Genomic DNA, 26,557 nt, shown 5'->3' on the forward strand with positions numbered 1-26,557 from the left:
ACCCGACACTGGAGCGGCGACCGCTACGTGAGAACAGCGCGTCCGTTCAACTCACTCGCGGTAACGACAAAATTCGTCGCCGTTTTCATATTCAAAGCAGATTTTGACGCGGCGACGCGGCCGATCCTCATCGCGGAATCGCGAGCGACGGTCCATATCTTCATCATCGCGCTGCGTCCGCCAATTGCCGCCCGTGGTGCGATGGTCCATATCTTCCATCATACGTCCCATATGCTGCTGACGCATGCGGTCCATACCCGTGCGATCCTCATCGCGCTGTGTTGTCCAGTCACGCTTAACGCGGGTATCTTCAGCGGCCTTACGCTCCCTCTCGCGCGCCTGATCGGACTGCTGCGGCGTACGGTCCGGCTGAACAGGAGTCGTCTGGGTCTCGTTCGAGCCGGGTGCAGTCTCGGGTTGTTGAGCAAGGGCGAAGCCGGAGACTAGGAAAGAGGAGAGGAACAGAACGGTCGCTGAAGCTGACTTACGCATGTCATATCCTCGTGGCAATTCTCCTCAACCGAGCGAGCGACGGATTGTTTCTGCTAAGGCCGCACCTTTTTTAAGATGCGGTGCAAGGTGGCAAGGCGGCAAGGAAGCAAGGAAGCGTCCCTTCAGCACAAGGCCGGCGGAAGGAGCCGCTCTCCGCCGATATTGCAGCGCGGAGCTAAACGCTTCCGGTTTGAAACGACAGTTGCTCTCGTCGGCGGAAACGGGCCCTCCATTCAAATGCGGGGTGCTGGGCGTGGTCAGGGCCGCCGGAGCGGTAGCGGCTGGCGATGCCGCGCGGGTTCGGGTCCCGTCCTCCTCTTTTCGCGCGTTGCCGGCGCTGTAGGACACTTCAGGAGGCGCTCGCCCTCGCTCGTTCGCGCGCCTCGCGCCGCCGTTCGCGACGTTCGCGGCGCCGCTTGGCACGGTCAGCGGGTTGCCGCAGCGGAGCAACCTGCGTCGCAGCGACTATCGGCGCCGGAGCCTCCTCGACCAAAGGCGCCTGGATCGGTTCGGTCGCAGCGGGGCGGGCTTCCATGAACTCGAGCACTGCCCGTCCTTTTGCCGTGATCTTCCACCCGCCACCGATCCGTTCGACCAGCCGGTGCGAAAAGATGTCGAGATCGGGCACCCGCGCGGCCAGGCGCTTGGTCCGGTCCGCCCAGTCGCGACCGCTGGTCGCCAGGATCGCCATGTCGCGCTTGAGGTCCTCCATCACGGCGAAGCCGTCCGGATAGCTCACCAGGATCTTGAGGACCGTCACCTGGAAATTCACGCCCCCTCCGGATCAATCAGCGCCACATCGTGGGTGCACGGGACAGCGCGTCGTGGCCGACCCGCCTTAGCCCATCGGGCGAAACCTCGCCTCTGGTGGCGGCCTCCAGGATTTTCGAAGCGACGTGAGTCCGTGCTCCAATCTCGCGGTGCGAAACGCTTTCGCAGACGTCGTCCAGGACCGCGCGCAAAAGCGCGGTTGTCTCCGTATCAAACATGAGGCGCCCCAGAGGGAAAAGGGTAGCGTAGCCCGGTTTTGCCGGCTGGGGATTCAGGCATGTTAAGCTTCCGGGAAAAATGCAGTCGAAGGTATGAGGGAGCCAAGAGTGTCGGGGGCGAGTGTGATTGCGGCTCCGGTCGGTTCTTGCCGGCGGACTATCTGGTTCACTTGCTGGAGATATCATCGGCTTCGAAGCCAACGCGCTGCATCAGACTAGAAAGCGGTATCAACCCGAACGCCATCATCCCAGCAGAGACTGCGAAAAAGTTCAGGTCGAGACTCGCATTCCAGCGTAGCAGCAGATAACCGCCCGCAGCAGCGATCAGCGCGCGGGTCAGAGCTCCGAGCAGCGAAGGCGCGAGCCGCCGGGTGGCTTGGCCTACACAGTACAGCACAAAGCCGAGACCGAAGAACCCAAAGAAGGGGCCGACATCGTGCAGGTACTGCACGCCCGCCTGGATGGTCGCGGGGTCGTCGTTGAAAAGGCCGATCCATTGGCGCGCTAACAGCGCGCCGACGAGTCCTATTGTGGCGGTCACCGCAGCGCCTATAACCGCACCCGTCCAGGCGGCGCGCCGCGCACGCTCGATCAGTCCGGCGCCAAGGCTGGCGCTGACAACCATGCCGACCGGGCCGCCCACACCGTAGGAGATCGGCACAAGCAGGAACTCTAGACGTGAGGCTGAGCCATACCCTGCCAAAGCAGCGATACCATGGGAGCCGACGTAAGCGGTCACAAGCGTCAGCGTTACATTGGTGCTCGCCGCGATGATGGCAGAGACGCCGCCGATCTTGAGGATCGTCAAGGCAGGCGCGAGCGCCAGGCGCGGTGGGGTTGGCGAAGGCCGCAACAAGCCCATATGGCCCCACAGGTAGATTGCGTAGGCAAGTGTTCCGAGAGCGTAGTTGATCAACAGTGCGACGCCACCGCCGATTGGGCCAAGCGCGGGAATGCCGAAGCCGCCGAAAATCAGAAGCGGTGATAGCGGCACCAGCAGCGTTGCGCCTGAGCACACTACAATGACCGGCACTCGCAAGTTTCCGGTGCCGCGCACCGCCGCCATCAGCAAGTTGAATGTCCAGATCAGCGTCGCTCCGCCAAAGACCACCGTCGAATATTGCAGGGAGATCTGTAGCGAAGCGCCATGCCCGCCCATCGCACGATAGATCAAGGGCCCCAGCCCATACATGAATGCGGTGGTTGCCAATCCAAGCGGCAGCGCCAACCCGATTGCGTACCAAGGGTAGGAGCTTGCCTCGGCGAATTCGCCGCGTCCTAGCGCCCGCGCCACCGAAGTGACGATACCACCGCCTGTCGCACCCTGGGAGATCGCTACGGTAAGCGCGAGCAGCGGGAAGACCAGCGTCACTCCGGCGAGAGCGTCGAGCCCGAGCTTTGCGATGAAGTAAACCTCGAGAAGTCCCATCAGCACCTGGACGAGCATCACGGTCGAATTCGGGACCGCCAAGCGGAGGATCGTCAAGGCGACCGGATGGCCTAGCAGCGCGTCAAGTCGGTCATCGCGCAGCGCCATGCGCGCCGTGTGCGGCTTTGAATCGGCGATATTCGCGGGTCCGTTCACGATCACTTCCTCTCGTTGCAGAGAGCGACATGACCACGGCCGCCGAACGCGGCCCAACCATATGAATTGACACGCTCTGTTAGCAAAACTAACAATCTAAAAATGGTCCGTTTACCGCCACTCGAAGCCATGCGCGTGTTTGAAGTCGCCGCTCGTCATGGCAGCTATTCCAGAGCGGCTGAAGAACTTCACATCACTCATGGAGCGGTAAGCCAAAGGATTCGGCAGATCGAAGAGCGGGTCGGGATCAAGCTTTTCGAGCGAATGGGGCACCGAATGGTACCCACGCCGGACGGGCGACGTCTCTATGATCGAGTTGCGCGCTCGTTAGCCGAACTAACCGGGGCACTCACTTCGCTGAGATCTTCCCCCATGGATGCCGAAGTCACGGTGAGCTTGCTACCGGTGATGGCGGCCCGCTGGCTGTTGCCGCGCTTGCCCCGATTCAACGAGCATTACCCCCACATCCACGTCAACGTGAAGTCGGATCGGCAACTCGCCAATTTCAAGTCGGACAAGGTCGATATCGCGTTACGTCTCGGCACCGGAACCTGGAAGGGGCTTCACGCCATCCGGCTGATGGACGAGGAGATCTTCCCGGTCTGCAGCCCGCGCTACAACGGAGGGCAGTTCACGCGAGACCCGTCGGCATTCGTGAATGAGCGGTTGTTAATCGATCCGAACGTCCCCTGGTCGACCTGGTTCAAATCGCTCGGAGTGCAGATCGACCGGAAGATCGTCGGCAACTCCTTCGCCGATGCGAATCTGCTGATGGAGGCGGCGATCGACGGGCAAGGAATTGCGCTCGCGCGCCGCTCGGTCACTCGCGCCGATCTGCTCAACGGCAAATTGGTCCGGTTGTCCGACCATAACTGCCGCCTGCCATTATCGCACTTCCTCGTTCATCCGCCGTTGCTAGAGAGCAATGCGCCGGCGATGGCGTTCCGTGATTGGATGCTGGCGGAGGCCATGGAAGGCTTGGGCTTGCAGCACTAGGTCCGCATTCGCCTCCAAATCGGCCGAGATTGACGGCCGAATCGGCCGAACAGGTGGTACACACCGGTGGTCACAAAACTCGGCCGGGCTTTTTAGGAATCCTTGTTTTCCGCGGATTTTCGCGCATTGGGGGCATCGGGGGAGAGATTCCCACTCTCTCCGCCACTACACGGTTCTTGATGCGATGCCGACTTCAAAGCACTCGGGTCGAGAGCGCCGTCGATGCCGCGTCGTCGACCGACGCGAGGGCTTCGCTGCCGAGCCGGGCGAGGATGCTCTCGGCCATTCGCCTCGCGCCGGGAAGACCGAAGACCACGACGGGGTGATCGCTCGACCGCAATTGGCAGAGTGCATCCACCGCCTAGTCCTCCGCGTGTTCGGCGCTGATCGCCGATCCGATGGCACGGATCTCCGTCCGGATGCTTTCCCGCCGCATGTCGGCCGAGGCGAACAGACGCCGCGCGAGTTCTCGTGCGCACATGAGCGGCGCGGTCGGGCCGATGGGCGAGAATGCCTCGCACCCTGTGAGGACCGCCAGAATTCGGATTCATCTCGCTAGTCGCAGCGGCGCGGCTATAGCCTTCTAAGTCTGCCGCGGAACGAGGTGGGCAGTGTGGGTAGGGCCCTGTTGGAAGTCTCTCCAGGAGGAGCGCGAACAATTCAACGCTAAACTCCGATAGTTCCTCGACCAGCCAGATGCGTTTCCTGCTAAAAAGCGGCAAGGGCGGATTGGCGTCGGCGTATCGGTGAAATTCGCAGCAGGCTCTCGCGCAATAGCGAACCCGGCAGAAGGTCGCTACGGGTAATATTTGCGACGTATTGCCTGATACGCTTCTGTCGCCTTGAAAGTCTTCAGCGCGCGCGAGAAGTCCTCTACGAACCCAGGATCGATTCGTTGCTTACTGAAGCAGACATATACCCCGCCTTCCGCGAGGCTGCGGGTCAGCAGCGGCTCGATCATTGCGGAATTAACACGCTTGTATCGAAGCCCAAGTCCAAGGCTTATCGCCGCGTAGTCAACACGGCCGGCTTCCAGCATGCGCAGGCTGTCGATGCTGCCATGGGTCGGGATCATGTGATCATGTGCGCTTAAAAACCCCGAAAGCTCCGTTGGCACGACCGGTTGTTTCAAAATGGCCAGGGTCGTTACAGGGACCGAGATATCGTGTCCGACAAGATCATCGAAAGTGGAGAATTTCAATTTTCCGACGTCGGCGGTGCGCACGAAGAGGACGACTCGCTGCAGCTGCGTTGGCTCGTTCGGAAAGGCGCAGAGAGACTCTCGCTCGCTGGCGCGATAAACGTTTAGTATTCCGTCCGATTCGCCTCTGGCCAACATCGCCCAAACACGATTTGTGGGATAATATTCTAAGGAAACATCTCGCCCCATCGTCGCCAGAACCTGTCTGACAACGTCGGGATACATCCCTCCAGACTGGCCATAACCCAAATCGACGTCGCTAAAAAATCGCAACGGTTCCGCTGAAAATGCCGGCGCACTGATTACGGAAGCGAGTGTGACCATGGAGCACAGAAAGTTCGAATTTTTGGTCGATCTCGCCATAGCTAGGCACCTTCCCGAAAGACGAAGGTTGCAAATTACCGCCTGAACCGGAATGATGCGAACGTATAATTGTTATGCATGAAACCGGGCCGCGACAATTGGTCCAATCGTCGCCGCAAGTACTGAGTTTTGCATTTTAAATGGGCCAATCAGCGAAATCTAAGGCCAATGCCACCGTCGATGGTGCCGTTTGAGGCACCTTGGAAAAGCATGGCGATGGCTGCCCCGAGGTCTCGGCGGAATTGGCTGGCGCCTTCTCGTACGTGTGCTTTTTTTTAGCTCTATAATCACGCTGCTACTGACGTTCGTGCAGTTGTATTTAGACTATCGCCGCGATGTTCATGCGATCGATATACGGATAGCCGAAATTTTTAATGGCTATCGTCAGAGTCTCGGGGAAGGGCTTTGGAGATTGGATGCTAATCAGCTGCAGTTGCAGATCGACGGGATTCTTCGCCTGCCAGATGTTAGCTATGTCGAACTCCGCGAGGCTACGGATCGTGGCGTCCCTCTTATCATAACCGCTGGTCTTCACGCGGCCGGCTCGCCGGTCCGCAATGAATTCAAAATCCACTATTCGATTCGAGGCACAGAGCGCTGGGTCGGCACTCTTATTATCGAAGCCAGATTTGACCAGATATATCGCCAACTTCTTGGCATCGCAGGGGTCATCATGGCCGGTCAGGCGATAAAGACGTTTCTGACCTCATTCTTCATACTTTTCATTGTTCATCAGCTTATTACTCGTCACCTCGGCGCGATTGCGAGGTCGTTGAAGGAATACGATTTCCAGGATGCGCATACGACGCTTCAGCTTAAGCGGCATCCGCCGCAATCAGCGGATGAGCTGGACTATTTGGTTGGAGCATTCAACCAAATGTATGAGCGCCTGCGGGTCGTCTACAATGATCTTAAGGAACGCGAGGCAAAGGTCCGACGTCTGTTTGAATCGAACATCATCGGAATCTTGATTGGGCATCCTGACGGTCACATCGATGAAGCCAATGAAGCATTCCTAAAGATCGTCGGATACGATCAAGCCGATCTCGCCGCGGGGCGGCTGCGTCGGAGAGAGCTCACGCCGCCGGAGTGGCGTGATCGGGACACGCGAGCCGTGGCTGACATGAGGAGGAACGGCACCGTTCAGCCGTTCGAGAAGGAGTACTTCAGGAAGGACGGCAGTCGAGTGCCGGTGCTAGTCGGAGGTGCAACGTTGGATGAACGAGGGGACGCCGTCGTCGTATTCGCCCTCGACTTAACGGAACGAAAGCGCGCCGAAGCCGAGCTCGCTCATGCAAACCGCGTGTCCACCATGGGCCAGCTCACGGCTTCCATTGGCCATGAAGTCAATCAACCGATTGCGGCCTTGATCATAAACGCAGAAACAACCATACGCTGGCTGGACCGTGAACAGCCGAGCCTGGAGAAGGTTCGGCCATTAATTAATCGAGTTATCAGCGATGGCAAGCGGGCTGCCAATATCATCAATCGAATTCGTAACTTCTCCAGAAAAGCACCCGCGCAGATTGCAGATACTGACGTAAACGAGGCGATCTTGGAGATCACGATATTAGCGCAAGCCGCAATGTCAGACAATGAAGTCGTGGCAACGATGCAACTGTCAGAATCGCTGCCCCACATTTTCGCGGACAAGATTCAGTTGCAGCAGGTGATCCTGAACCTGATCATGAACGCTATTGAAGCGATGAGTGAGATGATAGAAATTCCGCGCGAATTGGCGATCACCACCAGGTGCGCGGAAGAAGGCGGTATACTGATCTCGGTCAGCGATACAGGGCCGGGGCTTCCCGAGGACAACAGCGAACGCATCTTCGACGCGTTTTACACGACCAAGTCCAAAGGCATGGGGATGGGCTTGTCGATTTGCCGTTCGATCGTCGAAGCCCATGGCGGTCGGTTTTGGGCAATGCCAAACGAACCTCGCGGCGCTGTCTTTTCCATTTTATTGCCGATCAAGGGGCAATCGCGTAAGCTTTCCGCAGCCGTTCAAACCTGATCTCTCCGCATCGTCCTTTTCTCGCGAGATGTTGTCATCATCGGCCGAAAGAGCACCGGCCGGTAGTCATCGTGAACGGATTCGGATGGGCGCCCGTCAAGCCATCAGGTGTGAGGGCGGATGCGATCCTGCGTTGGGACGCCATTGAAGCCCCGACGCAGGCGGGTGAGAGACTCCGGCGCTTTCTAACACTAACGTATGGGATGCGCCTACCCCGGGTCTGATAGAGCGGGGATGATCGAGCATGCTAACAGATATTCAAGAGTGCTGGACATTCTTCCGAATACGTTGGCTCCCAGAGGTTTCCCTGATTTGGCTCGCCTCAATGGGTGAGTTTTCTTTTTTCGAGATAGGCGATTCCGGATCGGCAGGCGACTTGAGATAGGGGCTGAACCGAGAACGTCATTCCAGGAAAAGACGTACGGGTGTCCTGATCCGCGGGATCCCTTCCTTGTACGGAGCCGTACTCGGTCGGCAGATAGAGGCAAGCAACCAACCCGCTACGCAAACAAGGAGAGTGCTCCATGTCTGAGCTCATCGCCGGAATTCGCCTGCCCGACAGTGCCATCGCCCGCGCCGCGACGGAGCTCGTGCGCGATACCGAGGACGACCTACTCTACAACCACAGTCGCCGCGTCTTCCTTTGGGGCGCGCTCACGGCAGATCGCCACGGCCTGAAGTACGAGCCGGAGCTGCTTTACCTAGGCGCCATGTTCCACGACATGGGCCTCACGGAGAAGTATTCCAGCCCCGACCTGCGCTTCGAGGTCGACGGCGCCAATGCCGCCCGCGGTTTCATGAAAAGCTACGGCCTGCCGGAGCGCGAGATCGAGGACGTCTGGACCGCGATCGCGCTCCACACCACGCCCGGGATTCCCGAGCATATGCGACCCACTATTGCGCTAGTGACCGCCGGGGTGGAAATGGACGTGCTCGGGATCGCCTACCACGATTTCACGCATGAGCAGCGCGACCATGTCTGTGTCCATCATCCGCGCGAAACGAACTTCAAGGAGAACATCATAGATCACTTCGCCAGAGGCATCATCAATAAGCCGCTGACGACGTTCGGCAACGTGAAGACTGACGTCCTTGCGCTGAAGGACATGACCTATGTCCGCCAGAATTTCTGTTCGATCATCCTCGGGTCGGCCTGGCCGAACTGACCTTTGTTGCTGCGAGCGGAGTAAAATCCAGATGAGCGCCGGTCGAGCCAGGATGTGGGGACCCATGATCGGACCGAGCGAGCGGCGGCTCGTTGAGCAGAGCCCCATCGATAGGTCATGACTCGCAGGGGCCCTGCACCGGACGTTGATCAGGTGGCGCGTTCGAGCTCGGTCGTGTCGAGTTCGTCGATCTCTATCGTCCATGGTTTTGCCTGCCACATGGCAGGCCATGCGCAGGTCAGGTAGGTGGCGGGATGCGCTACCGGCGATCCCCGAGGGAACAACCAGAACGCAAACAACCCTCCGACCGCGGGCCATCTCCTGCGCAGCGCCAGGTCACGATGGTTCGTGCCGAACAGCAGCGCTCGCAGATCAGCCTACGTTGCGGTCAACGGTTCCACCGAGGCGCATCCCGTCGTCGACCACGCGAGCAAGCAACCGTCGCACCGCTTCCATGTTCGTCGGCTGAACGTTCAGCAGCCACAATGCGGTTCCAGCGTTTATAACTATAGCGCTGATGGGCTCCTTAATTGCGTGTGCGAGCGAAGGGGATAACTGCGTCGCGGCCGCGCTACCACCCTTTTGATAATCGTGGCTACGCGGCTCACTGCCACACGCGGGTTGCTCCAAAGGTTTGCGTAAAGCCTTTACACGCGCGCTTGCAGTAAGGGCGTATTTCTCTTTTTTGGAATAGGGCATCGCACCTCCAAGGTTCAAACCTAGTCGCCAACCCAGGCGGTTCCTTCATGCTCACCTTAAAAATTCTTAAGTTTTGACCGCCGCCTCTGGAGCCAACTCGCCCATTTTCAGCGACAGTGGGCCTCCTCACCGCCGGCCCCCAAGTGCCGGAAATGATCGGACAGTATTATGGCACCTTCGAACCGAAGCGTGTCTCAGGCGCCTGCAAATTTGGTTTACGCGTGTGGGCAATGGGAGATCGATCTTGGTCGGCGCGAACTCCGGTCCCGTGGAATCTCTCTCCCGCTCGGCGGGCGGGCCTTCGAGATCATTACAGTTCTAGTGCAATCGGCCCCGGACCTGGTCACCAAAGACCGCCTGATGGACCGGGTATGGCCGGGTGCCATCGTTAGCGAGGGCACGCTCCACGTTCACATCTCCGCAGTTCGGAAGGCTCTCGGTTCGGATCGAGCGTTGCTCAAGACGACCTCCGGCCGAGGCTATCGTCTGCTCGGGAACTGGACGGCTCAGCCGGCGGAGGAAGCCACCGAGTTGGTCCATTCACTGGGGAGGCATCCATCAGGGACACCACCGGCGAATAATTTTCCTCCGCTGATTACTCAGCTTGTCGGCCGAGCTGAGGCTGGGCAGTCTGTGCGAGACCTTGTCTCGGCGTACCGGGTGGTAACCCTCACGGGTCCCGGTGGAATTGGAAAGACCTCGCTCGCGATCGAAGCCACCCGCAGCCTCTTGCCCGATTTTGAAGACGGAGGGTGGATAGTAGAACTCGCCTCGCTGTCCGACCCTGATCTCGTGCCGTCCACGATTGCCGCCACGCTCGGGCTGAAACTCGGGGGTGATATTTCGACGGATTCGCTCGCTCGTGCTATTGGGGGGAAACACATTCTGCTTGTGCTCGATAATTCCGAGCACGTCATCGATGCTGTGGCCAACCTTGCCGAGAGCCTCACTCGGTCATGCGCGCGTACCACGATTGTGGCAACGAGCCGCGAGGTCTTACGAATCAATGGTGAGTCCGTTTATCGCGTTCCGCCGCTCGACGTGCCCGCGCCAGGACAAGCAGCACCCGACTTCATACTCGACCACAGCGCCGTGGAGCTGTTCGTCACCAGAACGAAAGCGCTGAACGCCGGATTCTCCCCGAATGCTGATGAGCTTGTGTCGATTGCCACGATCTGCCGACGTCTCGACGGTATACCACTCGCCATCGAATTCGCTGCGGTTCGTGCCGGGGTTCTCGGGGTTGAACTGGTGGCTGCCGGCCTGCGAGATCGGTTCGCGCTCTTGACTGCCGGACGTCGCACCGCGCTTCCTCGGCATCGAACACTGCGTGCGACCCTGGATTGGAGCCATGATTTGCTCTCGGACGCCGAGCGACGCTTGCTGCGCCGTCTTGCCGTCTTCTCGGGCGGATTCACGATCGAAGCTGCCGCCGCTGTGATGACACATGCAGAGTTCGATGTGGCCGCGGCGACGGACGGCATCGCCAATCTCATCTCGAAGTCTTGGATCGTCTTAAGCGGAACCCAGGGTGCCGCGCGCTGGCAGCTGCTAGAAACGACAAGGGCCTACGCAATCGAGAAGCTCGTCGAGCATGGGGAGGCTGATGCCGCCTTTCATGACCATGCAGCGCATTTTCGCGATCTCTTCAACATGCTGAGGTCAGGCGCACGATCGCCTTCATCAAACGAGTTATCAAAGGGAGACCTGGCGCGCGGCTTCCGAGAGATCGACAACGTTCGCGCGGCACTTGATTGGGCTTACGGCGATGGTGGAGACCCGACTCTGGCGGTCGATCTCACCGAGGCGGTTGCCCCCGTTTGGATTCACCATCTTCTGATCGATGAATGCAGGGAACGGCTTGAACAGGCGGTCAGCCTTATCGACCAAGCGGCCGCTCGCCGCGATTCGGGCCGCAATTTGCGCCTTTTCTCCGCACTGGCAGTTGCGCACATGCAGTCGACAGGAGACGGATCGAAGATCGATGGTGCTTGGTCGCGGGTCGCAGAGCTGGCTGAGGAATTGGACGATCCCGAGTATCGGCTCAAGGCGTTGTGGGGCCTGTGGATCGGTCGCTATTTCAACCGCGACTACCGAGGTGCCTTGCAAGCCGCTGTTCGTTTGGCTTCACTTCCTGACGAAGCTGTCGAGCCGGCCGATCGTTTCGTTGGGGAGAGGATTGTAGGAGTGACCCTGCATATCTTGGGCGACCAGGCCCGAGCGCGGTCACACATTGAAAACATGCTTCGCGGCTATGTCGCGCCGCCCGGCCGTCTTCACCTTGAACGATATCAGTTCGACCAACGGGTGGCTGCGGGGGCATTTTATAGCAAGATTCTCTGGCTTTTAGGGTTCCCAGATCAGTCGATGACAGTTGGAAACCGTGCGCTTGATGATGCGATCGAGCTAGGGGACGACTTCTCGCTTCTCAGTATTGTGGCTTTCGGCCTGTGCCCTGTTGCATTGGAGCGCGGCGATTTTGAGTTCGCTAATGAACTGATTTCAAGAATGTTTAAGTGGGCAGAAACGTTTCGACCAATGCGCGTGTGGGGGCAGTGCTATGCAGGAGTTTCGGCGATTCGGAGCAACGACACGATCCAGGGTCTGTCCCTCCTTCGCGAAGGCCTGAATGGATTCGCGACATCAGGCTATCAAAGCCAATATCTTTTCTTCCTTGGCAGCCTCGCTACGGGATTGTTCAGCTCGGGTAATCAGGACGAGGCCTTGGCGACCCTAGAAAAGGCTCTTGACCAATCTGAAAGGGATGAGGACCGCTGGTACGTCGCTGAGTTGTTGCGGATCAAAGGCGAATTCTTCCTCAGGCTAAATGAACCAAGGTTGACTCTATCGGCCGAGGCTCTGTTCAGTAGCTCACTCGGTTGGGCTCGCAAGCAGGGCGCCGTATCCCTAGAACTCAGGACGGCAACAGGTTTGGCTCGCTTGAGGCAGCAGCAAGGCCGGGAAGACGAGGCGCGCGAACTGCTCGAACCGATTTATCTACGGTTCACCGAAGGCTACGCGACCAAAGATCTGGTTGAGGCCGCCTCACTGCTGAAGTCACTCGGCGCAATTCTCGTTTGAACATCAAGCAGGTGCCTCGGGTTCTCTTCAGCGCCTTGGCCCCTACGCGACCGACATCGCCATCTGCCGATTTCGTGCAAAAATCAGAAGTCATCCGATGTTTTCCTGCGTGCGCCGCGCCGCCGAGCGGCGATGCATCGCGGGGATCAGCTTGGCCGTGGTTTAAGGATATTGAATCTGGCTGCTAGAGTTAACGTCAAGCTTGCGGGTGGGCTCACGATGGACACTGCATGATCGATACATCGCCGCGAGCGCACGTCCCTTCAACAGCACGCCGCGCCGGCTTAGTCCCCCATGCCGGTCGATCCAGCCCTGAACCTTCGCCGGATACATTGAGTAAAGGCTCTCAGTCGCTGCTCTGTTGGACAATCTGCTGTGGTGCGGCCCTGCGTCATAGGCCCCGTGAAAAAGTAACTCCGCACGAGGCGTAACACAAATCCTGTTCTGTGGAATGGCACCCAGAACGATTGTGCAGGCCGACGCACAATATCCATCGATTATAATCATATCGCCGGCCGCGCGTAGGGCCTGGTATCTGACGACGTAATCTCCAATCCGACCTCCAGGATCATCCGATATACGAACGGTGGCGCTACGTGCATCAGCTTTCACCAGCAGCGCTGCAGCTGCCAGCATGCACGTCCCTACGACCCATCGAGCCGCTGTCACATTCAAATTTCCCGAACTGGAGAGCAACCTTTGGCCTGCGCCGAGAACCAAAACAAACCAATCCCGTTCGTCTGGTCTGATAGCGCAAAGCACAGTAGCGGCGACCTTCGCGTGCGCTCATTCAACGATCGGCAAAGGGCTATCATATCAACGTATAAGGGATTCGAGCTCGAAGTGCGGCTACGCTTACATCTGAGAGATCTGGGCGTCCGGACAGACCTCGGCGAGGATGGAAATGCGCCCAGTAAATGGCGCATCGATCAACCGGTGGTTCTCACACTTTTATCTGCTGGTCGAGTCTCGATGAGATCCATGGCGAACAAAGACGAGGGAAGAGAACCGTCCTTGGTGGGGCGCTCGGCGTGAAAACCGAGTGGGGCATTGAGAGGTTGTCCCAGGTGGGTTCAACTCCCGCTCTCTTCCGCCACTTTTCTGAACCGATTGCGTAGGGGCTCGTCTCCAGCCTTTGCAGAGGAACCGAGATGAAGCATTTGTTTGCGGCGTTACGCGTGGTTGCATTGGTTTCACTGGCGATCGTGGGCTGTCACGCGAGAGCTGAGGGTCAAACGATTGTTGTCGCGTCGACCACCTCAACAGAAGACTCAGGCCTATTTCGCTATTTGTTGCCCATTGTCCAGGAGAAGACTGGCATCCAAGTCAAGGTGGTTGCGCAAGGTACCGGGCAGGCTCTTGACACCGGACGTCGCGGCGATGCCGACGTCGTCTTTGTCCATGCCAGAGCAGCTGAAGACAAGTTCGTGGCCGAAGGCTTCGGTCTGAAGCGCTATCCCGTCATGTACAATGACTTCGTACTGATCGGTCCGAAGGACGACCCGGCAGGTATCAAGGGCCGCAACGTTGTGGCAGCGCTGGAAACGATAAAGGACAAAAGCGCGGCGTTTATTTCACGGGGCGATCGGTCCGGCACGCACCTTGCCGAGCTTAGGCTCTGGAAAGAAGCAGGCGTCGAATTCAGCGGCCTCCGTGCTGCGTGGTACAAAGAAATAGGCGAGGGCATGGGAGCGGCGTTGAATAACGCATCGTCATCGAACGCATACGTACTCTCAGACCGCGGCACCTGGTTGGCTTTCAAAAATCGCGGCGATCTTACGATCTTGGTTGAGAGCGACAAGCGGCTCTTCAACCAATACGGTCTCATACTGGTCAATCCCGCCAAGTACCCTTCGGTCAATAAAGAGGCGGGTCAGCGGTTCATAGATTGGCTAACCTCGCCTGATGGCCAAAAAGCAATCGCCGAGTTTAAAATTGGCGGTCAACAATTGTTCTATGCCAATGCAAACGATCCCAATGCCTGAGGCCAACTAGCTCCGTACCTCAGTGAGCAAATCCCGGCGTCTCGGCCATCACCTATTTGGAAAGCGCTAACGCTATTAGCTCATGCTGCCGGGCATGAAGCACCTCACGTGTGGGTGCCCGTCGATATAGTGTTTCCAGACCATTGTACGGCCGAACCGATTCGGTTCTGTCACAACAGCGGTACCCGGTACTTCAACCCATTCGCCCTCGATGCGGACCCTGTAACCACCTCGATAGGAGTCCCAATCCACATCGGATACCAAGTACCCGTCAGCGTCCGTACAGCACTTTCCAAAACCGGATTGAAGACTTTCAAACCATGGCTTCAATGGTGAGCTTCCGAACCGGCCGTCATCGTGTGCAGCGGCGGATGCCGTGAATACGGTTATACCGAGCGCGATCGCCGCAATTTTTGCCTCCAACATCGTTGCGCTCTCCTATCTCGCCTCGCGGCGTCACGGATCTCTGGCGGGGCTGGCCCGATTGGCCGCAGAACAGCTCGCTGCCGACAACTACTGCTTTCCGTGGCGACTTGGCCTTGGGTATGCTGCGTGTGCGTCCCGAATCCCCATCGAAACGCTCCCATAAAGACTTGCGGCACTGGTTGATGATGGTGTCTTAAAACACTGGGCTCCGAGTCCTAACGCGGTCGCCCAGCACTGTTTTTCACTCGTAAAGCCACAATCTGAACCGTGCGTATAGAACACCATGCAGTAATGATCACCCGACGGGGCCGAGCGCCCCAATGCCGGTTGGCTCAATAAAGAAGCGGAAAGCAAACTTGGAAGCGCAGCGGCCGCGGTCAACACCGAACAACGGATACTCTTCATCGAAATCTCCTCAACTTATCCAACGACCAACGTGGTCATACGGCGAAAAGAAATCGATCGTCTATCGGCTTAATGCAGTTAATACGCGGGTATAGTTGAGAATGCCTTGGAACGAGGGCCACAGTTCATAGACATTGCCGCTATCGCCATGTAAGCGCGCCATTTATGGCAGCTCTAGACTACGAGCCATTATAGGCTGCGCCAAATTGCTATGAACGAGGGAGTTCGGGCCGCGGTCTCGTCACTGGGCCGGAGATTGCCATAATCGCTTCGTTTGTAATCAGTCATACCTTGATATGAGCGACTTCCTGCGAATGTTGTATGGATCGGTACGAGAGCACACGAGAGGATCGTTGCGAGGCCAGTCATTCTTGGCCGCGAGGGCTAGGTGTATGCTCAACCAGTACCGCGACGAAACTTCCACCGCGTTGAAGTTGACGCGGCGCAATGTTCTGGGAGGCGCACTTCCTTTTCGCAGGCGCAATACCGTCACTCCACGTGTGGCGTAGGGCAACGGGAGGTCGGCGGGACCTGAGGCCATTGCGAATCTCGTTCGCGAGGCCGAATGAAGGTGGAAAGTTTATCAACGCAGGGGGATGTGACGTGCTCAGGAAAACATTTGCATCATCGCTATGTCTCTGCGGTGCCCTGGTGGCCTCGCAAGCTTGTGCAGAGTCCACGAGCAATAGCGAGCAGGAGATCGCACTGCTCAAGCAGCAGTTGAAGATGCTGGAGCAGAAGCTCGATAGGCTGCAAAGCCAAACGGTTGCAAACGCGGTGACCGCGGCGAAGGCCAGGGCCGAAGTGAAGGCGGAAGTTAAAGCTGAAGCCCGCTCTGAAGCGACGGCCGTCGTGGCTAACGCGAACGCGGCGATCCCGGTCAAGAGCCCTGCACCGGCATCCGGCGTTGTCGTAACGATGCCGAACAACCGGCCGACCATCTGCACCGCCGAAGGAGCGAATTGCGTCGCGATCACGGGGCGCGTACATTGGGATGTCGGCGGCTACAACTACCGCCCCAACACCGCGGCCACCGTGCCACAGAGGCTCGATAGCGGCGAGAACGTCCGCCGTGCCCGCATCGGGCTCGCCGGCAAATTCTTCAACGACTGGAATTTCGCACTGGTCTACGATTTCGGCGGCACCTCCGACGGATTTGGCGGGGCAGCTCCGGGATCGTTGCCCGGCGGCGGGGTCTCCGGCATCGAGAATGCCTATCTCAGCTACACCGGTTTGAAGCCGTTCGGCGGAAGGATGGCAGTCGAAGCTGGCATCATGGACCTGCCTTACACTCTCGATGAGGCCACGAGTTCCAACGACATCATGTTCATGGAGCGGGCCTCGCCGGGCATCATCGCCACCAACATTGCCGCTGGCGACTTCCGCTCCGCGGCCGGCACGCGGTGGTACAACGACCAGTTCTGGGTCGGCGGCTATGTCACGGGACCAGCGACGGGCGCGATCCACTCCGCCTCGAGCGCCACGCCAGCAGGCACCGGCGAGCAATATGGCGCCGTGGCGCGCGTTGCAGGCAACCCCATTAGCGGCAAGGACTATTCGGTGCATATCGGTGCCGACGCGCAGTGGCTGATCCAGCCGCCGCGCAATCTCATCGCGAACACAGAGACGGTCACGCTGAGCGACCGTCCGGAATTGCGTCTGGACCCGACGACGCTGGTGTCCACCGGTGCCATCGCCAATGTCTCGGGTGCGCAGGTGTACAGTGTCGAGGCGGCCGCGACCTACGGTCCGCTGATCCTCCAGGGCGAATATTTCTGGTACAATGTCGATCGCACCGCCAATACCGGCGTGCCGCTGGTCGGCGCGTCGAGTCTCAAATTCCACGGGGGCTACGCTCAGGCGGGCTACGTTCTGACAGGCGAAGGTCGTAGTTACAACTCGGCCAATGCCGCTTATAACGGCGTGAAGCCGGCGCATCCGTTCTCGCTGGACGGCGGCGGCTGGGGTGCCTGGGAAGTCGCCGGACGCGTGAGCCAGATCGACCTCAACGATCAGCTCGCGACTGCCAATGGCATCACCGGCGGACGCCAGACCGTCTACACGCTCGCGCTCAACTGGTATGTCAACGGTAACGTCCGCTTCATGCTCGACTACCTGCATGGCAGTATCTCCAAGCAGGCATCGCCGGTCTCGACCGCCGATGTCGGTTCAAGGTTCGACGCCGTGGCGATGCGGACGCAGTTCGCGTTCTAAAAAACATTCTTTACAAACTGGTTCGGAGTTCTCTCCGCGCCCGAACCAATTTCGTGGTCATGTTCAACGACGGCTGGAGCGGCAGCGGGCGGGGCGCCGCTCATTCGTGTGTCTAGTTCGGGACCCTCTATGCCGAACTGGGCCGGCGAAATCGGCTCGACGGATCGGGCACTGTGGTTGCGTTGATGATCGGCGGGTCAGTATTGCTTCGCGTGTTCGTCGTGAAGGAGTTTTGCGTCCCTCAGCCATGGGCAGACGTGGACGTTCTTTTCGCAATGTGAGTCTGGCGTGCGTCCAGAGGATCCTGCCGGATTGCTCTGGCCGAAGCTGCGTCACAATAGTTAGGCAATTTGGCACCAGCGAATTAAAAGACGATACAACTGCGTAAAATATGAGCGCAACAGCGGAGGTTGGACCGCACCGAGATCGGTGTGGCGTTGATAGGGACGTGGTTGCAGGGTACGCCGCAACGTGCGCTCGGTACTCTTCCCGCTCTAGTGCACACGGAGGCTAACGTACTGGCCTATATTGACGGCTTCGAGTTTGCTTCGGTTCGCAATCGCGGCGCTATTTCTGATCGGCCTCATCACCCGCGCACCTCAGAAGGCGTTTGCACCGGATCCAACGATCATCGGCTGCGGCTGGCGCTTGCTCTGGCCTTGAGCTTCTCCACTTCTACGTGGGCCAGATTGATCGGCGATAAGCGGGGTTTCGGGCGGTCTCAGTTGTCCCTTTGTCGGGATTGATTCAGTGATACCCAATATCGGATCGCACTTTGCCGCGAAATACCCAATAGGACCAGCTCGTATACATCAAGATTGTCGGAAGTAACACGAGCGCCCCCACGAGCAGGAATGCCTGCGTCCGATCGGAGGATGCGGTCTCCCAAAGTGTGAGATGGGGCGCCACGATTGTTGGATAAAGACTGATCGCAATTCCGAAAAAGGAAAGAGCAAAAAGGCCTAGGCCCCCGGCGAACGGCAAGACCTCCGAGCGGCTATCGAAGGCGCGCCAGGTAAAAATTGCGATGGTAACCGTGGCAATAGGAATCGGTGCGAAGACGAGGATGTTTGGAAGCGCAAACCAGCGCGCGGCAATTGCTGGGTTCATGCTCGGCGTCCAGACGCTGACGATCGCAATCGCTAATAGTACACCGATGAGGCAAACGCGTCCTTGACGGCGGGCGCTCTCTTGCAAATCTCCTTCGGTCTTGAGAATCAGCCAGCCCGCGCCAAGCAATCCATAGCCGAACAGTAAGGCGACCCCCGTCAAGATCGAGAACGGCGTCAGGAAATCAAACGATGAGCCGGCGAATACCCTACCGCTAACCTGGAACCCTTGGATAATGCTCCCGAGCACCATTCCTTGCGCGAAGGTCGCAACACCAGATCCGAAACTGAAAGCATGATCCCAAACTGTTTTGTGCTCCGAGTCGCGAAACCGGAACTCGAAGGCGACACCGCGAAACACCAGCGCCAGCAGCATCACCAGAATCGGAAAATAGACTGCCGGGATGATGATGGCGAAGGCGAGGGGAAATGCCGCAAACAAGCCGAGCCCCCCGAAAACGAGCCAGGTTTCGTTGCCATCCCAGACGGGCGCGATCGAGTTCATGAGAACATTGCGCGCGGCGGTGTTTGGTGCAAAGCCGTATAGAATACCTACGCCAAGGTCGAAGCCGTCGAGCAGAACATAAAAGAACACGGCCATCCCGAGGATTAACGTCCAGATCGGTACAAAGTCCAATACGTGCGTCATGGTTCACGCGCCTCCGTAAATGCCGCGCCTGCCAGCACGGGGGCTTCGGGCCTGCCAGCCGCGATCGTTGCAACGTCGCCAGCCGGAGACCCCGGTCCTGCACGTATAATACGCAGCATCAACAATAATCCGACGGGATACATGATGAGATAAACGGTCGTGTAAGCCAGCAGCGAGATTGCCACATCGCGGCCTGTCAAGGACGGCGAGACGGATTGGGCCGTTCGAAGCAGGCCATAGACGGTCCAAGGCTGGCGGCCGACCTCGGTAACAGCCCAGCCTGCGATCACAGCGATGAACCCGATCGGAGAGACGAGGAGGCACAAAAGCAAGAACCAACGTGTCTCCACCAGTCGCCCGCGCCAGCGTAACCATCCACCGAGTAGCACGACGCCGAGCATCAGCATGCCGCATCCCACCATGATCCGGAATCCAAAGAAGGGTATCGCAACAGGGGGCCGTTGATCGGGAGGGAAGTCCTTGAGACCTTTGACTTCGCCGTCGAGTTTGTGGGTTAGGATGAGGCTTCCGAGACCAGGAATTTCGATCGCGGCTCGATTGCTCTGCGTTCTCTCATCGGGGATCGCGAGCAGTGTCAGGGGAATCTTGCGAGCCGTATCCCAACGTGCCTCGATCGCCGCCAGCTTTGCAGGCTGGTGCTCCAGCGTATTGAGACCGTGATGGTCGCCGAGAAAAATCTGCAGTGGCACCAGCACGGTCAGAAGCCAAAGCGTCATGGACAGCATCGTCCGCCCTTCCGCCAATAATTGTCCGCGTCGGATTAGATAGGCCCCGGTTCCGAGTACGACAAAACCTGCAGTGATGAAGAATGCGACGACGGTGTGCGCCAACCTTGGGAGAAAAGACGGATTAAAGATGATCGCTATCCAGTCCGTTGGGTAGAAACGGCCATCGATGATTTCGTATCCCGCCGGGGTTTGCATCCAGCTGTTGGCTGACAGGATCCAGAACGACGAGAACAGCGTGCCCATGGCAACCATCAGCGCGGCGAAAAAGTGGGTCCAGCGGGGTACCACCTTTCGCCCGAACAGCAGAACGCCGAGAAACCCCGCTTCGAGGAAGAAGGCCGTCAGGCCCTCATAGGCGAACAACGGTGAGAGAACGTTCGATGTAGCATCAGCATAACGGCTCCAGTTAGTGCCGAGTTGAAACGGCATCACCACGCCGGTTACGACGCCCATTCCGAAGGCGACCGAGAATATGCGGATCCAGAACATTGACACACGAAGATAGACCTCGCGGCCAGTAGCAAGATGAAACCCCTCGAGAACAGCGATGTACGCGGCTGCCCCCACGGTAAATGCCGGAAGTAGAATATGCCAGCCGATTACCCAGGCGAATTGCAACCGAGATAGAAATACCGGATCAAAGTCCATTTTTGTACGGCTCCGATGGTACTGCGAGTGGCTGCCAAGGCCAACCTCGGCGTTCATACGGAACGACGCCCAAAATGACGCGCCCCTATTCGCAACTTTATCTGCGCCGATCGCACGACGATTTGCGCTTACAAATTCAAATCTGCGCGGTCATTGATGAACTTGGGCCGGGGTCTTCACTAGTTACCGCGCATTTATCCGAGAGGCACGCTCGCTTCATCGCGTCAATTCAAAACATCGGCTAACGTATTCTTCTCTGTTCTGGTAAGCCATCTGACACTCGACTGTCCGTGGCGGATATTCACTTCACCGTAGAGTGCCTCTGTCTGCTGTGCCAATCATCGGACAATATGGCGCATTCATACTTTGATATGATCGGTTTGGCCCGAGAGTGGCCCGGCGCGGCAGGTCGGCTCCCGCGGGATTGCTCAAGATCCTGTGAGATAAATAGATACGCCGGCGAGTCGATCGTTCAGCCACCGAAGACGCCCTGGGCGTCTCGTCGGCCGACTCGCGCCGATGCCGGAGCCGTGTCTCACACCGAAGGCGAGAGCGCCCTGGCCGGCTCGACGGAGCGGCCCCCTGCGCGGGCATCGCGCGCGGGGCCGCCGCGGAAGCTATGGACGACAAGACGTTCTCCGACGTGCTCGACATCAATCTGAAAGGCGCGTTCTACACCTGCCGCGCCGCCGGCGAGGTGCTGATCGCACATGGCCACGGCGCGATCGTCACCATCGCCTCCATTACCGCCAAGGGCGCCAGCCCGGCTACCCGCGCACTACATGTCCGAGTACATGTTCACACAGGGAGAAGGTGAATATTTTGTTTCGCGGCGCGCGGCACGTGCGCCGATGGGCCCATGTTCTTCCTCCAAGTTGGGTCTGCTCAAGCAGATGCAACCGGCCCCTTCACTCCGCGACGTACGGTTCGATCATTTTCCTCGGGTCGACTATGCGGTCGAAGTCGGCGGCTGATACGTAGCCGAGCTTCAGGGCCGCCTCTCTCAGGGTGAGATCCTCGTCATTTGCGTAATGGGCGATCTTGGAGGCTTTGTCGTAGCCAATCACCGGCGAAAGAGCGGTCACAAGCATCAGCGACCGGTCCACGTATTCCCCGATCTTCTTCAAGTTGGGCTTGGTGCCTTCGATCAGGAATTTGCGAAAGCTCGTGCAACCGTCGGTCATAATCGTGATTGAGTGCGTGATGCCGTAGATGATGACAGGTTTGTAGACATTCATTTCGAGATACCCGCTTGCCCCGCCGAAACCGGTGGTCACATCATGCCCAATCACTTGGGTGGCAATCATCGTCAGCGCTTCGGCCTGAGTCGGGTTAACCTTGCCGGGCATGATTGAGGATCCCGGCTCATTCGCGGGAATAATGAGTTCGGCGAAGCCTGCGCGCGGTCCACAGGACATCAGACGGATATCGTTAGCAATCTTGTAGAGTGAAACCGCCAATGTGCGTAGGGTACCGGACAGCTGTACCAAGGCGTCATGGGCTCCCTGAACCGCAAATTTGTTGCGCGCTGTAACGAATGGCAGGCTCGTCAGCGCGGCAATCTGGGCTGCGGCCGCCTCCGCGAACCCGATCGTCGAGTTGAGGCCCGTACCCACCGCCGTGCCACCCAGTGCGAGGCGATAAACGCCCTTAAGCGCGTCATCGAGCCGCTCAAGATTGTCCGCGAGCATCCCCGCATACCCGGACCATTCCTGTCCAAGAGTAATCGGCGTCGCGTCCTGCATATGCGTCCGACCGACCTTGATGATATCCTTCCACTCGGTGGATTTCGCGAGAACGGAGTCGTACAGCGCCTCCACGGCCGGCATCAAGCGGTGCTTCACGTTGATCGCAGCCGCCATGTACATGGCTGATGGAAACGAATCGTTCGACGACTGTGACATGTTGACGTGGTCATTCGGATGCACTGGCTTCTTGCTTCCGAGTGGCGCGCCCGCGATCTGGCTACAGCGGTTGGAGATCACCTCGTTCACGTTCATATTGAACTGCGTTCCGCTGCCGGTCATCCAGACGTGCAGCGGAAACATATTGTGGTGCTCGCCGTCGATGATCTCGTCGCAGACCTGAACGATGAGCTGATGCTCCAAAGACCCGAGCCGCTTCTCTGCATAGTTTGCGTTCGCCGCGGCCTTTTTCAGTATTGCATACGCGGTGATCATCTCCCGCGGCATCAGATCCGGTCCAATGCTGAAATGCTCGAGCGAGCGCTGTGTTTGCGCGCCCCAAAGCTTGTCAGCCGGGACTTTCACTTCACCGAGGCTGTCGGCTTCCAGTCGATCACCTTCCGTCGCGTGCGCTGGTTCCTCCTGAAGCGAGCCCAACGACGCCGCGGCCGGAATCGGTGAGGCCGCCAAAACCTGCGCCGGGCTGCCAGCGAATCCGAGCGAGGCTAGAAGGTTACCTTTAAGTAGGTTGCGGCGTTCCATTTGTCTGCTCCGTTGAAAAGCATTGAAAATTCACCGACGTGGCTATTGCCGTGGATTCGCCCCTGCAACCGCAGCCACCTCGGCGCCAGGTCCCGTGAAAATACATTGCGTAGACGATCGCTGAACGGCGCCGCCCAAACCTGCCCAAAAAAGTTGTTCTCTAGCACTCCTCGTGCCGAGCAATTCCGGAGAGTCGGCAAAGCAACAGAGCGCATTTAGACGCCGATCGTACCGCGGTCACTCATACATTGAGGTGAGCGACATACTCCGGACGCTGAATGGTTTATTGTGCAATTTGGCAACAGACTTGCAGGCCGGACACTTGGACCCGAAGCCGTTCGGGATGAGGGCGGACCATTGATAAGGTGAGGCGGTCGCCGCGCTGGTTCGAAATGATCGTGGCGTAGTCTCACGTGTTTCCGTGTGCAGCAATTGGAAAAGACCGATCATATCTGCGGCACTTCAAGACAAAAGCGCAGCAATAGTGGGCTGTGACCTGGCTCAATTGACTGGGTTTGGAATTGTCATCTCTTACTCACGGTCGATGGATAGACGGCGATTGAAAAAAGTGGAAGAGAACCGCCCCTGATGGGGCGCTCGGATTCCAAATGAGGGTGAGGCATTGAGAGGTTGTCTCAGGTGGGTTCAACTCCCGCTCTCTTCCACCATATTTTGCGCCGGTCGGGGCGTCGGCAACTCCGAACTCTGAAGCAGGTCTGCCGCCCCATCGCGAGCGCCTCGATCGAAGCTGCCTGCAATCGCCCCGTATCTTTCCTCCAAGCGCCTCATGACGCGTCTTCAGCAATCCCCCCGCGGTATTCGCGTGCGCTCATACGACTATCGGAGGAGAAGGATCATATCAACGTATAAGCGTCTACGAGCGGAAGGCAGCCTACACATGGGAAGCTGTGTCACTGAGCTATGACTGTTTCATCGAGAAGACGAGTAGGAGATGCAGAGCGGCAGCTCTGTCGCTCCGCATAACGGTCTCCTCTAACTCAATTTCCGTTCCACACGACCGGGAGTGTCGAGTCGTTCGCGTGGCGGGAGGGTTTTTGCCGGTCAGCATGTATTCGCAGTCGGGTCGCGTACCTCAAGAGGTGAGCGGAGTACTGTCCGGAGCCCTCGGCACGCATCAATAACAGGAGTATGCCATGGGTATCGAGCAGAAAGTCGCCATCATCACCGGTGCGTCGCAGGGCATCGGCGCCGCACTGGTCAAGGGCTTTCGTGGTCGGGGCTATCGTATTGTTGCAACGGCACGCTCGATCAACGCATCGAGTGACGATGACGTTCTCGCGGTGCTCGGGGATATTGCCGACTGGAACACCGCCGAGCGGGTGGTTTCGCAGTCCATGGCCAGGTTCGGCCGCATCGATACGCTGGTCAACAATGCCGGCATCTTCCTCGCGAAGCCGTTCACGCAGTACACCGCCGACGACTACGCTGCAGTCATGGGCGTCAACGTTGCCGGCTTCTTCCGAATTACACAGCTCGCGATCGCTGAAATGGAGAAGCAGAGCTCGGGCCACGTTGTCCAGATCACGACTAGCCTGGTCGATCAGGCCAATTCGAACGTGCCCTCCGTATTGGCGTCGTTGAGCAAGGGCGGGCTGAATGCCGCGACCAAATCGCTTGCGATCGAATATGCGAGACGCGGCATCCGCGTGAACGCGGTTTCACCCGGCATCATCAAATCGTCGATGCACCCGGTTGCAACGCATGCTCAGCTTGGCGCGCTGCATCCCGTCGGCCACATGGGCGAGATGTCCGACATCGTTGATGCCGTGCTCTATCTCGAGCAGGCCACCTTCGTCACGGGCGAGATACTGCACGTCGACGGCGGTCAGAGCGCCGGCCATTGAGTCTAGGAGACGAACCATGCCGATCGTGACCATCCGGGTGACCCGCGAAGGAACGACGTTGGACACGCAGTCGCTTACGGCCGACGAAAAGGCGGCGCTAATCAAGGGATCGAGCGAGCTCCTGCTCGATGTGCTCGGGAAGCCGCTCGATGCCACCTTCGTTGTGATCGAGGAAGTCGACCCAGAGAATTGGGGGTGGGGCGGCCTGCCCGTGCTGGAATTCCGGCGGCGCCGCGCCGCTCAGACGGGATGATCGGTGCGCCAACCCGCGCACGCGGATGCACGAGCAAAATGAATGCAGATACGAAGGGCCAGACCCGCACACATCCAGTGGTCGGTTTTGGGCTCGTTTGGCGACGTCGGCGGTGTCAAGAACGATCGATTGTGTCAGCGGCGGGCTGGGCTGCCCCCGATGCGAACAACCAGAACGCAAACAACACACCGGCCGCGGCGCATCGTCTCTGCAGACCCAGATCGCAGATGGCTCTACGCGCACAACAGCGCTCGCATCAGCCTACGTTCCGGTCAACGGTTCCACCAAGGCGCATTCCGTCGTCAACCACACGAGCAAGTAACCGTCGTACCGCCTCCAAATTTGTCGGCTGATGAAGCTCTCACGTGATGTGCTCAGAAGGCGCATTGCCAGCCAGCCAAGGCCCGCCACCCAGCCGACCATTGCGACCGCGACGCATCAACAAGACCACTTGGTAACCTATACAGCAAACCAAGAGTGGTTCTGTTTCAGCAAAAGGCGTCGCATCCGAAGCAGGTTGAGGTCGTGCCGGCCGGCGTTAGGTGTTAATCCCCTTGCTGGATGGCCGCCCAGAGAGCGCTATTCGCGCTGGTTATGTCGTCGGCGTGCCTCCGCGTCAGAAAGCTCGGCCGCTGGTTCCAATGGTCGGGCAGTTTCACGAAAGCCCCATTCCTGTGTCGCGGGTGCAAAAGGTGCTCGATGCGCTTTGTTCAACCCGACTGTAATGAGGGAAAGATGCAGGATCGCGGTACTGGCGTTTTCGATATCGACTCTGCAGTCGAGGCCAGACCGGACATCAGGAAGGCGCGGGCAAATTGACGCGAATGACCCAGAGCGGTCCTTCGCGCCTTCTTTTCCTTCCCGTCAGTTGATCCGCTGACCTGTGATCTGCCAAGGCCCGGGATTGAGCACTAGGCCGCTCGCCTTGCCTATCTCATCGTGCAGGAAAGCAAGACGCGTGTGCTCGCGCTAAGCCGAATCCCGCTAAGAAGTTCGACGTTCTCCAAGCGGGCACTCGCTTGCGACTCACGTGCCGCGCAACAGCTCGCTCGCGACGATCCAGTCGTTGCCGTTGAACTGGAGCATATAGCCGTCCTTGATCGGGCGGAAATCTTGCGGCGTGGTGTTGAGCGTGATGCCTGGCATCAGCAGCGACAGCGGCACGTTCTTCAAATTGGCCGCCTGCGCCATGATGTTCTCGCGCGTCAGATTGTCCTT

At 58.5% G+C, this 26,557-nt stretch carries 21 protein-coding genes, 2 tRNA genes and 2 pseudogenes; 12 read left to right on the plus strand and 13 right to left on the minus strand.

The features are described 5' to 3' along the window. Positions 1-51 precede the first annotated feature (51 nt). From AC0L20_RS36675 to AC0L20_RS36690, 4 genes are all read right to left on the minus strand, one after another. Positions 52-492 carry a hypothetical protein gene (locus tag AC0L20_RS36675; protein ID WP_247398534.1) on the minus strand — a complete coding sequence of 147 codons (441 nt, stop codon included), beginning with the start codon at positions 490-492 and terminating at the stop codon, positions 52-54. Between the two features lie 349 nt (positions 493-841). Next, the gene (locus tag AC0L20_RS36680; RefSeq protein ID WP_473295223.1) at positions 842-1,264 is read right to left on the minus strand and encodes a hypothetical protein; all 423 of its coding nucleotides are present in this window, start codon (positions 1,262-1,264) and stop codon (positions 842-844) included. Between the two features lie 16 nt (positions 1,265-1,280). Beyond that, complete coding sequence (locus AC0L20_RS36685) at positions 1,281-1,481, minus strand: hypothetical protein (RefSeq protein WP_368507428.1); 201 nt, start codon at positions 1,479-1,481, stop codon at positions 1,281-1,283. A 166-nt stretch (positions 1,482-1,647) separates the two neighbouring features. After that, positions 1,648-3,066 carry an MATE family efflux transporter gene (locus AC0L20_RS36690; protein ID WP_473295224.1) on the minus strand — a complete coding sequence of 473 codons (1,419 nt, stop codon included), beginning with the start codon at positions 3,064-3,066 and terminating at the stop codon, positions 1,648-1,650. A 129-nt stretch (positions 3,067-3,195) separates the two neighbouring features. On the opposite strand from AC0L20_RS36690, the gene AC0L20_RS36695 reads away from it, so the two are divergent. Beyond that, positions 3,196-4,062, plus strand: coding sequence for a LysR substrate-binding domain-containing protein (locus tag AC0L20_RS36695; protein ID WP_368509088.1), 867 nt, complete (start codon positions 3,196-3,198; stop codon positions 4,060-4,062). Between the two features lie 193 nt (positions 4,063-4,255). On the opposite strand, the gene AC0L20_RS36700 is transcribed toward AC0L20_RS36695, so the two are convergent. Together AC0L20_RS36700 and AC0L20_RS36705 are read right to left on the minus strand one after the other, a co-directional pair. Beyond that, positions 4,256-4,420 carry a hypothetical protein gene (locus AC0L20_RS36700; RefSeq protein ID WP_473295225.1) on the minus strand — a complete coding sequence of 55 codons (165 nt, stop codon included), beginning with the start codon at positions 4,418-4,420 and terminating at the stop codon, positions 4,256-4,258. Positions 4,421-4,858: 438 nt separating this feature from the next. After that, the gene (locus tag AC0L20_RS36705; protein WP_473295226.1) at positions 4,859-5,626 is read right to left on the minus strand and encodes a substrate-binding periplasmic protein; all 768 of its coding nucleotides are present in this window, start codon (positions 5,624-5,626) and stop codon (positions 4,859-4,861) included. Positions 5,627-5,891: 265 nt separating this feature from the next. Here AC0L20_RS36705 and AC0L20_RS36710 point away from each other — a divergent pair, with 265 nt between their 5' ends. After that, positions 5,892-7,643: a sensor histidine kinase gene (locus AC0L20_RS36710; RefSeq protein ID WP_473295227.1), complete on the plus strand. Its 1,752-nt coding sequence runs from the start codon at positions 5,892-5,894 to the stop codon at positions 7,641-7,643. Between the two features lie 524 nt (positions 7,644-8,167). Continuing rightward, positions 8,168-8,809, plus strand: a complete 642-nt coding sequence (locus AC0L20_RS36715; RefSeq protein WP_473295228.1) for an HD domain-containing protein — start codon at positions 8,168-8,170, stop codon at positions 8,807-8,809. A gap of 372 nt (positions 8,810-9,181) precedes the next feature. Here the strand turns inward: AC0L20_RS36715 and AC0L20_RS36720 are convergent, their stop codons facing one another. Further along, positions 9,182-9,508, minus strand: a complete 327-nt coding sequence (locus AC0L20_RS36720) for a hypothetical protein (RefSeq protein WP_473295229.1) — start codon at positions 9,506-9,508, stop codon at positions 9,182-9,184. A gap of 168 nt (positions 9,509-9,676) precedes the next feature. On the opposite strand from AC0L20_RS36720, the pseudogene AC0L20_RS36725 reads away from it, so the two are divergent. From AC0L20_RS36725 to AC0L20_RS36740, 4 genes and pseudogenes are all read left to right on the plus strand, one after another. Next, positions 9,677-9,985, plus strand: a pseudogene (locus tag AC0L20_RS36725) (winged helix-turn-helix domain-containing protein); the annotation flags it as partial. A gap of 183 nt (positions 9,986-10,168) precedes the next feature. Next, positions 10,169-12,589, plus strand: a complete 2,421-nt coding sequence (locus tag AC0L20_RS36730) for an ATP-binding protein (RefSeq protein ID WP_473295237.1) — start codon at positions 10,169-10,171, stop codon at positions 12,587-12,589. A gap of 999 nt (positions 12,590-13,588) precedes the next feature. Next, a tRNA-OTHER gene (locus AC0L20_RS36735) sits at positions 13,589-13,685 on the plus strand. 55 nt (positions 13,686-13,740) lie between these two features. Then, positions 13,741-14,574, plus strand: coding sequence for an ABC transporter substrate-binding protein (locus AC0L20_RS36740; protein WP_473295230.1), 834 nt, complete (start codon positions 13,741-13,743; stop codon positions 14,572-14,574). A gap of 75 nt (positions 14,575-14,649) precedes the next feature. On the opposite strand, the gene AC0L20_RS36745 is transcribed toward AC0L20_RS36740, so the two are convergent. Then, complete coding sequence (locus tag AC0L20_RS36745; protein ID WP_473295231.1) at positions 14,650-15,000, minus strand: hypothetical protein; 351 nt, start codon at positions 14,998-15,000, stop codon at positions 14,650-14,652. A gap of 87 nt (positions 15,001-15,087) precedes the next feature. Beyond that, positions 15,088-15,405 (minus strand): DUF3551 domain-containing protein, encoded by a 318-nt coding sequence (locus AC0L20_RS36750; protein ID WP_473295232.1) that lies wholly within the window; start codon positions 15,403-15,405, stop codon positions 15,088-15,090. 603 nt (positions 15,406-16,008) lie between these two features. Here AC0L20_RS36750 and AC0L20_RS36755 point away from each other — a divergent pair. Further along, positions 16,009-17,619, plus strand: coding sequence for an OprO/OprP family phosphate-selective porin (locus AC0L20_RS36755; protein ID WP_473295233.1), 1,611 nt, complete (start codon positions 16,009-16,011; stop codon positions 17,617-17,619). Positions 17,620-18,366: 747 nt separating this feature from the next. Here AC0L20_RS36755 and cydB read toward each other — a convergent pair. Continuing rightward, the gene (gene cydB / locus AC0L20_RS36760; protein WP_473295234.1) at positions 18,367-19,377 is read right to left on the minus strand and encodes a cytochrome d ubiquinol oxidase subunit II; all 1,011 of its coding nucleotides are present in this window, start codon (positions 19,375-19,377) and stop codon (positions 18,367-18,369) included. Continuing rightward, entirely contained in the window at positions 19,374-20,831 is a 1,458-nt protein-coding gene (locus tag AC0L20_RS36765; RefSeq protein WP_473295235.1) for a cytochrome ubiquinol oxidase subunit I, read from the minus strand. The genes cydB and AC0L20_RS36765 overlap by 4 nt, the downstream gene beginning before the upstream one ends. Positions 20,832-21,264: 433 nt before the next feature. Here AC0L20_RS36765 and AC0L20_RS36770 point away from each other — a divergent pair, with 433 nt between their 5' ends. Further along, positions 21,265-21,591, plus strand: a complete 327-nt coding sequence (locus tag AC0L20_RS36770; protein ID WP_473295238.1) for an SDR family NAD(P)-dependent oxidoreductase — start codon at positions 21,265-21,267, stop codon at positions 21,589-21,591. Between the two features lie 91 nt (positions 21,592-21,682). On the opposite strand, the gene AC0L20_RS36775 is transcribed toward AC0L20_RS36770, so the two are convergent. Further along, complete coding sequence (locus AC0L20_RS36775) at positions 21,683-23,221, minus strand: class II fumarate hydratase (RefSeq protein WP_473295236.1); 1,539 nt, start codon at positions 23,219-23,221, stop codon at positions 21,683-21,685. A 570-nt stretch (positions 23,222-23,791) separates the two neighbouring features. On the opposite strand from AC0L20_RS36775, the gene AC0L20_RS36780 reads away from it, so the two are divergent. From AC0L20_RS36780 to AC0L20_RS36790, 3 genes are all read left to right on the plus strand, one after another. Then, a tRNA-OTHER gene (locus AC0L20_RS36780) sits at positions 23,792-23,889 on the plus strand. 486 nt (positions 23,890-24,375) lie between these two features. Further along, complete coding sequence (locus AC0L20_RS36785) at positions 24,376-25,086, plus strand: SDR family NAD(P)-dependent oxidoreductase (protein ID WP_085350959.1); 711 nt, start codon at positions 24,376-24,378, stop codon at positions 25,084-25,086. 16 nt (positions 25,087-25,102) lie between these two features. Beyond that, positions 25,103-25,339, plus strand: a complete 237-nt coding sequence (locus tag AC0L20_RS36790) for a tautomerase family protein (RefSeq protein WP_166517736.1) — start codon at positions 25,103-25,105, stop codon at positions 25,337-25,339. Between the two features lie 1,026 nt (positions 25,340-26,365). Here the strand turns inward: AC0L20_RS36790 and AC0L20_RS36795 are convergent. Further along, positions 26,366-26,557 (minus strand): annotated as a pseudogene (locus AC0L20_RS36795) (ABC transporter substrate-binding protein); the annotation flags it as partial.

It is taken from the genome of Bradyrhizobium sp. Kon58 (assembly GCF_055807455.1).

Bases quoted from the DNA above. Each gene is read 5' to 3' on its own strand.
- AC0L20_RS36675 (WP_247398534.1), bottom strand. From the start codon at position 492: ATGCGTAAGTCAGCTTCAGCGACCGTTCTGTTCCTCTCCTCTTTCCTA.
- AC0L20_RS36685 (WP_368507428.1), bottom strand. From the start codon at position 1,481: ATGTTTGATACGGAGACAACCGCGCTTTTGCGCGCGGTCCTGGACGAC.
- AC0L20_RS36695 (WP_368509088.1), top strand. From the start codon at position 3,196: ATGCGCGTGTTTGAAGTCGCCGCTCGTCATGGCAGCTATTCCAGAGCG.
- AC0L20_RS36705 (WP_473295226.1), bottom strand. From the start codon at position 5,626: ATGGCGAGATCGACCAAAAATTCGAACTTTCTGTGCTCCATGGTCACA.
- AC0L20_RS36715 (WP_473295228.1), top strand. From the start codon at position 8,168: ATGTCTGAGCTCATCGCCGGAATTCGCCTGCCCGACAGTGCCATCGCC.
- AC0L20_RS36720 (WP_473295229.1), bottom strand. From the start codon at position 9,508: ATGCCCTATTCCAAAAAAGAGAAATACGCCCTTACTGCAAGCGCGCGT.
- AC0L20_RS36740 (WP_473295230.1), top strand. From the start codon at position 13,741: ATGAAGCATTTGTTTGCGGCGTTACGCGTGGTTGCATTGGTTTCACTG.
- AC0L20_RS36745 (WP_473295231.1), bottom strand. From the start codon at position 15,000: ATGTTGGAGGCAAAAATTGCGGCGATCGCGCTCGGTATAACCGTATTC.
- AC0L20_RS36750 (WP_473295232.1), bottom strand. From the start codon at position 15,405: ATGAAGAGTATCCGTTGTTCGGTGTTGACCGCGGCCGCTGCGCTTCCA.
- cydB (WP_473295234.1), bottom strand. From the start codon at position 19,377: ATGACGCACGTATTGGACTTTGTACCGATCTGGACGTTAATCCTCGGG.
- AC0L20_RS36765 (WP_473295235.1), bottom strand. From the start codon at position 20,831: ATGAACGCCGAGGTTGGCCTTGGCAGCCACTCGCAGTACCATCGGAGC.
- AC0L20_RS36775 (WP_473295236.1), bottom strand. From the start codon at position 23,221: ATGGAACGCCGCAACCTACTTAAAGGTAACCTTCTAGCCTCGCTCGGA.
- AC0L20_RS36785 (WP_085350959.1), top strand. From the start codon at position 24,376: ATGGGTATCGAGCAGAAAGTCGCCATCATCACCGGTGCGTCGCAGGGC.
- AC0L20_RS36790 (WP_166517736.1), top strand. From the start codon at position 25,103: ATGCCGATCGTGACCATCCGGGTGACCCGCGAAGGAACGACGTTGGAC.